Origin of the sequence: Limnofasciculus baicalensis BBK-W-15 (genome assembly GCF_024178385.1) — a bacterium.
Classification (GTDB): Bacteria; Cyanobacteriota; Cyanobacteriia; order Cyanobacteriales; family Coleofasciculaceae; genus Limnofasciculus; species Limnofasciculus baicalensis.
Genome location: NZ_JAMZMM010000227.1, coordinates 1 through 9,992, shown reverse-complemented (window position 1 = coordinate 9,992; position 9,992 = coordinate 1). Strand labels below are relative to the sequence as shown.

13 protein-coding genes and 1 tRNA gene are annotated in these 9,992 nt (G+C 41.7%); 11 read left to right on the top strand and 3 right to left on the bottom strand.

Features of this window, described 5'->3' with window-relative positions:
- Positions 1 to 1,188: FAD-dependent oxidoreductase (locus NJ959_RS19575; protein ID WP_254013422.1), on the top strand; the 1,188-nt coding region annotated here is incomplete at its 5' end.
- 81 nt (positions 1,189 to 1,269) lie between these two features.
- The gene (locus NJ959_RS19570; RefSeq protein WP_254013421.1) at positions 1,270 to 1,638 is read left to right on the top strand and encodes a fertility inhibition FinO-like protein; all 369 of its coding nucleotides are present in this window, start codon (positions 1,270 to 1,272) and stop codon (positions 1,636 to 1,638) included.
- Between the two features lie 57 nt (positions 1,639 to 1,695).
- Here the strand turns inward: NJ959_RS19570 and NJ959_RS19565 are convergent, their stop codons facing one another.
- Complete coding sequence (locus NJ959_RS19565; RefSeq protein ID WP_254013420.1) at positions 1,696 to 2,355, bottom strand: SH3 domain-containing protein; 660 nt, start codon at positions 2,353 to 2,355, stop codon at positions 1,696 to 1,698.
- A gap of 154 nt (positions 2,356 to 2,509) precedes the next feature.
- Between NJ959_RS19565 and NJ959_RS19560 the strand changes: the two genes are divergently transcribed.
- Both NJ959_RS19560 and NJ959_RS19555 read left to right on the top strand, forming a co-directional pair.
- Positions 2,510 to 2,686 (top strand): hypothetical protein, encoded by a 177-nt coding sequence (locus NJ959_RS19560; protein WP_254013419.1) that lies wholly within the window; start codon positions 2,510 to 2,512, stop codon positions 2,684 to 2,686.
- A 169-nt stretch (positions 2,687 to 2,855) separates the two neighbouring features.
- Positions 2,856 to 3,746 carry a peptidoglycan-binding domain-containing protein gene (locus tag NJ959_RS19555; RefSeq protein ID WP_254013418.1) on the top strand — a complete coding sequence of 297 codons (891 nt, stop codon included), beginning with the start codon at positions 2,856 to 2,858 and terminating at the stop codon, positions 3,744 to 3,746.
- A gap of 339 nt (positions 3,747 to 4,085) precedes the next feature.
- Here the strand turns inward: NJ959_RS19555 and NJ959_RS19550 are convergent.
- A tRNA-His gene (locus tag NJ959_RS19550) sits at positions 4,086 to 4,158 on the bottom strand.
- A 121-nt stretch (positions 4,159 to 4,279) separates the two neighbouring features.
- On the opposite strand from NJ959_RS19550, the gene NJ959_RS19545 reads away from it, so the two are divergent.
- The 7 genes from NJ959_RS19545 to NJ959_RS19520 all read left to right on the top strand — a co-directional run bounded on the left by NJ959_RS19545 (position 4,280) and on the right by NJ959_RS19520 (position 8,791).
- Positions 4,280 to 4,678, top strand: coding sequence for a DUF4359 domain-containing protein (locus NJ959_RS19545; protein ID WP_254013417.1), 399 nt, complete (start codon positions 4,280 to 4,282; stop codon positions 4,676 to 4,678).
- Between the two features lie 113 nt (positions 4,679 to 4,791).
- Positions 4,792 to 5,409 (top strand): protein kinase domain-containing protein, encoded by a 618-nt coding sequence (locus NJ959_RS19540; protein WP_309242667.1) that lies wholly within the window; start codon positions 4,792 to 4,794, stop codon positions 5,407 to 5,409.
- Positions 5,382 to 5,666, top strand: a complete 285-nt coding sequence (locus NJ959_RS30465; RefSeq protein WP_309242666.1) for a GUN4 domain-containing protein — start codon at positions 5,382 to 5,384, stop codon at positions 5,664 to 5,666. The genes NJ959_RS19540 and NJ959_RS30465 overlap by 28 nt, the downstream gene beginning before the upstream one ends.
- 313 nt (positions 5,667 to 5,979) lie before the next feature.
- The gene (locus NJ959_RS19535) at positions 5,980 to 6,975 is read left to right on the top strand and encodes a DUF4388 domain-containing protein (protein ID WP_254013416.1); all 996 of its coding nucleotides are present in this window, start codon (positions 5,980 to 5,982) and stop codon (positions 6,973 to 6,975) included.
- Positions 6,976 to 7,100: 125 nt separating this feature from the next.
- Positions 7,101 to 7,691 carry a thylakoid membrane photosystem I accumulation factor gene (locus tag NJ959_RS19530; protein ID WP_254013415.1) on the top strand — a complete coding sequence of 197 codons (591 nt, stop codon included), beginning with the start codon at positions 7,101 to 7,103 and terminating at the stop codon, positions 7,689 to 7,691.
- 141 nt (positions 7,692 to 7,832) lie between these two features.
- Positions 7,833 to 8,441 (top strand): hypothetical protein, encoded by a 609-nt coding sequence (locus NJ959_RS19525; protein WP_254013414.1) that lies wholly within the window; start codon positions 7,833 to 7,835, stop codon positions 8,439 to 8,441.
- Between the two features lie 182 nt (positions 8,442 to 8,623).
- Positions 8,624 to 8,791: a DNA cytosine methyltransferase gene (locus NJ959_RS19520; protein WP_254013413.1), complete on the top strand. Its 168-nt coding sequence runs from the start codon at positions 8,624 to 8,626 to the stop codon at positions 8,789 to 8,791.
- Positions 8,792 to 8,933: 142 nt separating this feature from the next.
- On the opposite strand, the gene NJ959_RS19515 is transcribed toward NJ959_RS19520, so the two are convergent.
- Positions 8,934 to 9,818: a hypothetical protein gene (locus NJ959_RS19515; protein ID WP_254013412.1), complete on the bottom strand. Its 885-nt coding sequence runs from the start codon at positions 9,816 to 9,818 to the stop codon at positions 8,934 to 8,936.
- Between the last annotated feature and the right edge of the window lie 174 nt (positions 9,819 to 9,992).

Here is a 9,992-nt window from a genome sequence, read left to right as displayed (position 1 = left end):
ACCAAACATTTAGTATTAATAGGTGGAGGTCATAGTCACGCGATCGCACTTAGATTATTTGCCCTAAACCCTATGCCAGAATTGCGCATCACATTAATTAGTGATGTTTCCTATGCTCCCTATTCCGGAATGTTACCCGGTTATGTTGCAGGTTTCTATAATTTTGAGGAATGTCATATTGATTTACGACATTTAGCCCAATTTGCTCAAGCAGAATTACATATCGACCAAGCCATTGGTTTAGACTTAGTAAACGATCGAGTAATCTGTGCCAATCGCCCACCTATTCCTTTTGATATCCTCTCAATTGATATTGGTAGCACCCCAGCCCAAGAATCAGTACCAGGAGTCGCTGAATATGCCATTCCCGCCAAACCAGTACCGCAATTTTTAAATCAATGGCATCAGCTTATTGAAAACTGCGCTAACCATCCAGAAAAATCAATTAATTTAGGGATTGTCGGAGGTGGTGCTGGTGGAGTAGAATTAGCACTAACTATGGCAAGCCGTTTAGATAAAATTATAGGATTAAAGCTCAATATTAATCTCATCCATCGAGGCACAGCCATCATGCCGGGTTACAATCAATGGGTGCGGCAACGCCTCTATAAAATATTGATTAATCGAGGTATTAAAGTTCATTTAGGAGAAAGAGTATCTGAAATACTACCAAATAAAATAAAATGTGAATCTGGTTTAACAGTCCCTAGTAACTATACCTTTTGGGTAACTCAAGCATCAGGAGCCAACTGGATTAGAGAATCAGGATTATCAACAGACCAAAACGGATTTATTTTAGTTCGCGATACCTTACAATCTATCTCTCATTCCCATATCTTTGCCGCAGGCGATATCGCCACCATGGTAAATCATCCCCGCCCCAAAGCCGGAGTATTTGCAGTACGACAAGGAAAACCATTATTTGAAAACCTGCGACGACGAATCCTCCTCTCAAAATCCCTTCAGCATTACATCCCTCAAAAACGATACTTAAGTTTAATTGGCACAGGAGATGGAGATGCGAGGAGCGCAACGCAGCAGCGCAAAGCGATCGCCTCTTGGGGACCATTTGGCTGGCAATCTCCGCTATTATGGCAATGGAAAGACCGCATCGATCGCAAATTCATGGCTCAATTCAGGAACTTACCGGAAATGGGGCGATGGGGCGATTGGGAAATGGGGCGATAAAAGAAATTTTTGATTTTCCGCCACCACCTCCCAGTTTTTGGGTATGATAAAGTGAATTTTGCAAGAGCTAAGGAGCTTCAAATGGCTGAAATCGTTGCCATTCGTAAAGCCAGTGAAACGAGTGAAACCAAACCGCCAACAACCAACAATATCCCCACAGGGAGATTGGAAATTACCATCAAAATCTCTGAATTGCCCACCCCGCGAGCAGTACAGAATAGTTGGCAACAATTTGATATCAATTGCGATGGCATCATCTTCACCCTCACAGTCAAGCCAAAAATGTGGAATAAATTCTCCACTGCGGCAGCGAGTTACCCAATGTGGGTAGCTGCGATTTCAGGGAAAATGGGGGCAAAGACTGGCAAGGGGTTTATTTTGGAGTCTCCGGGTATTCAAGTATTTGAGAAAAAGCCCAAAGAGTCTCAAGAGGAAGCCCCTGGGGAATAGGGAGTGGGGAGTGGGGAGACAAACAACAAACAACAACCAACAACCAACTACCAACTACTATCTGCAAGCCTCAAGATTAAGATCTCCGCCCCTAGGATATCCATTCGATACCCATCCAGGAGTAGGGAGTGCTAGTCTTGCCCACTCCCGCCCATCATTATCGGTTTTGAATTCCGGAGGATAGCTCAGTGTTACCTGCTCATCGTAAAATACACCGCCTACTCTGCGGGAGTTTTGATCTGGTCTTTCCCGAATTGTCAAACCTTCAGGTGCGGTATAGGAAACTCGACGACAGCGATTGGAAGTGGAAACATTACGAGGAGGCGTATTCAGAGAGCCACTGGATACGCCACAACGTTTGAGATAGTCTATCTGGACAAATCCGCTAATAGGGGAACTAATTGCAATCCAACCCCCCTTGCCATTTTCTTCTGCCAGAGTTACTCTTTCGTCAACCTGTAAAGCTCTGACAGGTTCAATATTAGAACGTTGTGGGTAGATAAATGTAGATTGAGTTACTTGACGGCATTCTCGGGCTACCCTCTGTGCGAGTTGCAGCTTCTCCCTATCTTGAGAGAGACTAACTTCTGATGAGACACTGATATTTCCTGGACTAACGCTGGTAACCAGAGTCGCCATTACCGGGATACCCCCCCCAGCACTAAGGAATAAAGCCACAAGAGGGATAGACTTTCTCAAAGCACCAATCCTGTTCATCCTGTTTACCACTCCTAAAGTTAAGAAAATCAACTAAATCTAACATTTAATTGCAATTTAGCAGATAGTGCTTAAGTAAATCAAAATAGAATGGTAGGTTAAGAGGGCAGATCGGAATCTATCGAACACAATTCAACGACTGGATCGTTCGCTCATGCCTAATAAAAATACCAACAAAGACCTCTTTAGTTCCCTCGTTACGGCTGGATTAGGTGCGGGGATTGTTACATCTTTTGCTGTCAGCCAAGGACAAAACCCATTTCTGGCTTTGGCGATTACTGGCATAGCGGCTGTGTTTGCTGTTCTATTCGACAGATCAGGACTAATTTAACTGTTCAACCCGTTTAGTCGAAGTCAACTTGATATTTTACTCCAAATGAGCAAACATGGGAAAATATCCATTGTTTATATAATTATAGATAGTTGTATAGATTCCCTTTGCTCAGTTCCCAACCTCAGTTTGACGTAACAGACTATCTGAAAAACAGTTGAGCATAATTATGGAAACTCTTGCATATATAGATCTTACTCTAGCTTATGAAGCACCTGCTTCTACCACTGCGGTTTTCACTCAAGAGAATCTGAAGCATTGTCACTGGTTTAACAGACAAAACCTTTCCAGATATGCTAGAAGGTATCTGCCACCCCTGTTTATCCTCTTCAGTATGTTCCCCATGACAGGGGAAGCCTTTGTACAGATACTTAAGCAAGGTTCACAAGGTCCACTGGTGACTCAGCTACAGGAGCGTTTACTGACATTAGATTATTTTCATCAAGAGCCAACTGGATATTTTGGTTCAAAAACCAAAGATGCAGTGATGCAATTTCAGGGAGAATCTGGGCTGAATCGCGATGGGGTGGTTGGACAAGCAACCTGGAGTGCTTTGTTTGGCACAAACGTATCGAATCAAAACTTGTCGAGTCAACCCTATTTTTTGCCACCTGACACCGATTATCCTGTCCCCTCTACTAGAGAACTCGATTATAATCCGCCGTTTGCCGATAATCCCGATTTTCTTCCTCCCCTCCCCAATTCTGTTCCGATTCGTACCTCACGTCTCTTTCCTGGGCAAATCCTTCCGCCGTCTAATTTTTCTACTCCTCGTCCACCTGATAAAGTAGTTGAAGTCTATTCTGGGCGGATATTACAGCGAGGAGCGCGTGGTAAGGATGTGGAGCAACTTCAGCAAGCGTTAAGAGATAATGGTTTTAATCCTGGTGCGATTAATGGTATCTACGGGGAAGACACAGAGATTGCTGTCATGGAATTTCAGAGATTTCACAATTTCCACGTTGACGGTGTTGCGGGTAGCGAAACTCTCAAAGCATTGGGGCTAATCGATGAAAACCTTACCTCTCAAGCTATTAGTGACTACGTGGTATGTCCATGAGGAATAGCGATACTCTGGCAAAAGTACCACAAATCCTCCTGAATGCTTCTGAAATTAATTCACAATGAGGTACATTTGTCAACCTTGGCATATTTACCAACCGTGACACTGCCGAAAATATCTGTGATTGTTTGCGATCGCGTCAGCTTTGCTTGGCGTTAGCCTTGCGCTGCTGCAAGGAGATCCCAGGGATTTGAGGCACGAGTAGCTTATTTTCGGTGATATTGGGGAGTAGCCCAGCCGATGCCCTATTGGGGAATGGGGCATTGGGAGTTGTTAGTAAAAAGTGTTAATTCAAAACTCAACACTCAAAACCTCTTACCTTCTTTATAGACTTAGGGCGAACGATGGGACTTGAACCCACGAATGGTGGTACCACAAACCACTGCCTTAACCACTTGGCTACGCTCGCCATCCGATTTTATAGTATAACATCTTTGCTGTGATTTCAACCCCCTCTCTATTTTAATTTTCTGCGGAACTCTAATATCTGAGGCTGAAGTCATTATCATATAAAGGATTGAGGGAGTTCCATGAAAATTTTACAACTTATTACGGGAATCGGTGGAGTCGCTCTTGTGGCACTAGGAGGTGCGATGGCATTGACAAATCCACCTAAAAATGCTTATGAGGAGTATGCGGTACAGAAGCTCTCAACCTATCTCAAAGACGAAGTTTGTATTAAAGCGCCCAATAAGTTAGATTTCTTGCCACAGAATTCTGAGTTTTTACAAAACCAATGTAAATCCCTCGTTGATACTACACGCCCCCAAATTCAGCAAATAATTTCCCAAAAAACAGAACGACAAAATTTTGTTATTTTCAGTATTTATCGCAGCGATTTGAACGTTAAACCTATTTTACCTAATTATCATTTTGAGACGGTGGGAATATTTCAAAATTTTTATACTTACCAGGCGGATAAGCAATAATTTGTTGCTGGTTATTTGTTATTGGTTATTTGTTATTGGTTAAAGGCAACCAACAACTAACAACCAACAACTAACAACTAACAACTAACAACCAACAACTAACAACCATTATCATGACATACTGCGTTACTCCAGGATGTTTCACTCCTGAAAATCCAGACTCAGCTAAATTTTGTCGGAGTTGTGGTGCTAAATTATTGCTTCAAGAAAGATATCGCCCAATTCAAGTAATTGGTAGCGGTGGATTTGGCAGGGCTTTTTTAGCAGAAGATATTTCCAGTAACAATAACTGTGTAATTAAACAGCTTTACATGGAGAATTACCGCCCTGAGATTTTTCACAAAGCGAAAGAATTATTTCACCAAGAAGCCCAACGTTTGGATGAGTTGGGTAAACATCCCCAAATACCCAGCCTCCTAGCGCACTTTGAACAAAACCAACAGCTTTATCTAATCCAGGAATGGATTTCTGGGCAAACTCTTGATCTGGAATTAAAGGAAAAGGGATCGTATAACGAAACCCAAAGTTGGGAATTTATGGAAGATATGCTGCTAATATTGCAATATATCCACGCCCATCGGGTGATTCATCGAGATATTAAGCCTTCTAATATTATCCGCCGGGATGATGGAAAATTAGTTTTAATTGATTTTGGTATTGCCAAGTTACTAACAGATACTGCGCTGAGTTTCCTTGTGAGGATTTGCGGACAATTAATCAGCTTTGGCTAAAATATAGCGATAGTCGTTTTGGCTTTACGGTTCAGGCTATGATCTATCAAGAGGTAGGTGAGGATTATCCCAGTTTTTGCGATCGCGTGGGTTGGAGTATCCACAATCCCAATACCCCTAACGCTGAATTAACCTTCAATTTGAAAGCACCCCTCGGACATTTGCCGTCGCGACGGTGGGTTGGTGGGTATAACTGGTGGCGACATGCTGGTGCTTTGACGGCGAAATTGTCAGCCTGTGGACTTAATGAGAGTTAGGTAAAGAATTATGTATTTTTCTTAAGTAAATCGACCAAAAGTGATGTTTTTTATGAAAAACTATTACTTTTTTCATGGCTATATAAAATATTATTTTTCTAGATCGAACAAAATATAATTGGCAAATAGACAGTTGAGGGTAGAATAGGTAATAACAATTCAATTGACCCAAGTCAAGATAAGTCCAAATACACAGAAATATGTAAAATGGTAAAAGGTAAAGGGAAGATCGTAGATTCACCCATTAAAATATAAATACTTTCAACTTTGGACTAGATCCGATCCTTTTCCATTACTCTTTCCCACATCCTGAGTGAAGCCCTTGCTCAAGCCAGATAATCCTTTAGCATTCAATGGAAAAACTATGTCTATTACAGGTGCATTAACTGATTTTTCCTTATCGGAAATCTTTCAATTGATTGAAAAAGGACAAAAAACTGGATTACTGGCAATTAGTGCTTTGCCAGAAGATCTAACACCAGATAGCGATATTCATTACATTTGGGTATATCGGGGTAGAATTGTCGCCGCATCTAATCGCTTAGATCATCAATGTTTAGTCGGAATAATTGCTAAAAATCATGGGGTTAGTAAGCGAGTAATAACCAAACTAGTCCAGTTATGTCCGAAGGATAAACCGCTGGGTTTGTCTCTCAAAAATCAGGGTGTATTATCCGAGCAAAAACTGAACCAGATATTCCAGATTCAGGTATTACAACAAATGCGTACCTTGTTGGAACTTCAGGATGGTATGTTTAAATTTATCCCGGATGCACCAATACCAATGCGAGAAATGACTGGTTTAAATATACGAGCAACAGAAGCTATATTGCTAGGGTTTCGTCTAGTACAAAATTGGGACGCATTCGCCAATAAATTGCCAGATCCGAACGTAATTTTAGCACCCACAATTTTCGGTTCACCTTCTTATCCACTGAATAATCGAGAATTGGGAGTGTGGGAGTACGCTGCGGGAAATGTTTCTCTGAAAGTCATGGCAAAAAACTTGGCATTACCCGTTAATGCCATCCAAAAAATTGCCTTCGCTCTGATGGCGATTGGCTTAGTTGAAGAAGTATCTCTACTCTCTAGAGTCTTGCCAGAAAAACCAATTTCGCCTTTCCCTATCCAATTGAGTCAAGACTTCAATAAAAAAAAGATCAGTTCATCATTTTTACATACATTCCTGGATTTATTGCGGAGCAAAGTCAGTCGGAGTCTGCCAATCCGTTGGGGTTATAGATCCCCATCTCCAGATCAAAAAAAATTGATAACTCTTGATACTTTAAGCGATAGTGCAATCTGTTAATGAACTACCTTGGCAGAATAAGTATTGGAGAAACCACGAAGACACGAAGAAAGAGGAAGTATGTGGGCTTTGAGCGAGATTTCTGTAAACTGGTTAGTGGGATATTTTGCATCAAGCTGGAAACTATGACCTTTTGTTTACTACGATTTGCCAACCCTCAAGCCCAGAGGCGTTTGATTGCCCGGTGTTTATTGATCCTGATTACCCTGGGGAGCTGTATACTGATTTCAATGCCATCAGCTCTAGCAGGTCTTAATGACGATCATTTTGATGGCAATATCTTTGCCCTTTACGGGGGAAATGGTTCTATAGTCCCCCCCCGTGTCAACTTGGCAGATTCTATCAAAGCCCACAAACCAGCATTATTGGTGTTTTTTGTTGATGACAGCAGCGATTGCAAGCAATATGCCTCAACTATCTCTCAGTTACAAGCCCCTTACGGCAGGGAAGCAAATTTTATTCCTGTTAACATTGATAGTCTGCCCGTAAATTCTACCCCGACACTCACAGAAGCGAGTTACTATTATAAAGGGTTGGTTCCCCAAACGGTTTTGATTGACCAACAGGGTGAAGTTGTCTTTAATGAGATCGGACAAGTAGGATATGAAAAGATCGATGATGTCTTTCGGAAAGTCTTTGATTTGCTACCCCGTGCCGAATCAATTGAACTCAAGCGGCGGATGTTAAATGAAATTAACATTGAGATAACCCAATAGGGAAGGTTGAAGGTTGAAGGTTGAAGGTTGAAAAAAATCATACTTCATCTTAACTGTCCAGATTAGTGTTATTATTTCATCCTTCATCCTTCATCCTTCATAATTCATCCTTCATAATTCATACTTCATACTTCATTGCTGATGTCACGGGTTTACAGCACAGAAGACCTAATCAAAATCCTAGCCGATGAGCGTCGTGCCTGCATGAATGGGGAACGGCTGAATTTAGCAGCTTCAGCGTCTGGAAACCCCGTGTTAGATCTCTTTCTCAAACCGGATGGGATTCAAAAATTCACTGCCTATCGAGACTTTAAAGCCGCTATTCATTCCTATCAGCGGCAACACCAAGTCTCCGGTATTGTTTGGCGACAGATAACAATAAAAGGGAAGAATCTACAGTATCCTGCTATTGATGAGCAGCTTATCGCACTGGATAGGGATTTGAAAATTATCAGAAGTGCCAAGCCTTCAATCCTAGATTTTTGGTGGCAAGTAACCGAAAATATGGATTTGTATTTAAGCATTAACATTGGCAGAGACTACCGTCAGATTACCATTGAGCAGGTTAATGCGATCGCGCACCAAACCGAATGGGCAAACCTATTGTGGCACGGTAATCCCGATCATTTGGAGATTATCTTGCAACTCGGCTGGGGGCAGCCAGAAGAAGCCGCCTACAAAAGGGAATGGCCTACATCTGGTAGCGAGTACATCCACGCAGTCAACCCTGGTAATCGTCCAATTTGTTAGTTGTTGTTTGTTGTTAGTTGTTTGTTGTTGTTTGTTATTAATTCAGGACTTACGCAAAATATCTATCTGTAGGGTGTGTTAGCGCAGCGTAACGCACCATCCCCAATATGAGCGTAACTCACCATCCCCAATATGAGTAGTGTTGCTGCATAACTCCTATTTTGTTCAATAAAGTCTCATCAATGAAAACAGTCACCACCACTAATCAAATTGAGCTATTCAATACATTCAAACCACTGAATCTTACTTTTATTAAAACCAAATTTACCTTTGTAGATCTATTTGCTGGCATTGGTGGATTCAGGATTCCCTTAGAAGAATTAGAAAGTGCTACTTTGAGGGTTAGTTAAAACTAAATTTACTTGCTTTTTAAGAAATCAGATATTTTATCTCTGAGAAGATTATTGCCAACTTCCTTGAATATCTCTATCAATTTCTCTATTTATTTTACTAACAACCAACAACTAACAACCAATAACCAATAACAAAAACTTACCAACGAGATTGAGGACCAGTCCAAACTTGATTAACCAATTTACCATAAACAATAGGCTCATCCTCAAGGGCAAGTGCCGTATCTCCACCGAAATCAACTGACAAAACAGGCCAGTTTTCCTCACCTAATTCGCCAGCACGAAACAAAACGCGATTTGGATCGATATGGCTCCAGCCTAACAATACAGCATTTGAATAATTAACTCCTTGGGGGGCTACCGTCGTAACCCGATTTTTGTCTCTATCCCAAATAACAGCATAATCAGAGGCATCTCCAGTATTGAAAACACCTTCAAACTGTCGTGCCAAAAGCCTATCGCTCGATGGTGTCCAGGAAACAGGAATTAAAATAGCAAAAGTTCCTGGCATATCCCCAGCTTCGCTAATACTTAAGGGATTGTCAGACAAGGGAGAGGATGCGGTTATCGTGCGCAAATCACCAGTCTGTAAATTTTCCAGAAACATCACGCTAGTGACGCGGCTGTTGTACAACTCTGGTTTCCCTTGCATGGAAATACGACTGTAGGCAGCGTATTCGCCATCTGGGGACAATAATGGTTGACTGCGATAGTAACGTAATCCAAAACTATTACTGGCACTCAATTCAGCATTGGTTGCCAATACCCAATTCCAAGGCACGGGATGAGGACTATCTAGAGGATCGATCTGAACTCCGGTTTCAATCATGTCGGGGGCTATTTCTTCAGGCACTTCCATAGAGGGCTGGGAAGAAGATGCCGATGATGGGCTGGCTTCCACAGGCATATTCACCTGTTGAGCCTGGGCAGATGGGTTATGGGCGATAAGCAACAATAATACCAATAGGACGAGGTATGGTTGCTTGCGAAACCATGCTATCAGACAAGGTAGTGATTTTAACATTGATAGAGGGGTGAGGTTGCTAAACCGAGATTACAGGCGTGAGAAGCAACGACTGATGAATTAAAACAGCGTTCCTTATGATGAGGTATTGAAATAGTATGTTTATTTTATATGTAGATCACCTCTATCTCCCTATACTTTCAGTAACTATAACAAGTTCATGAGCAATAACAT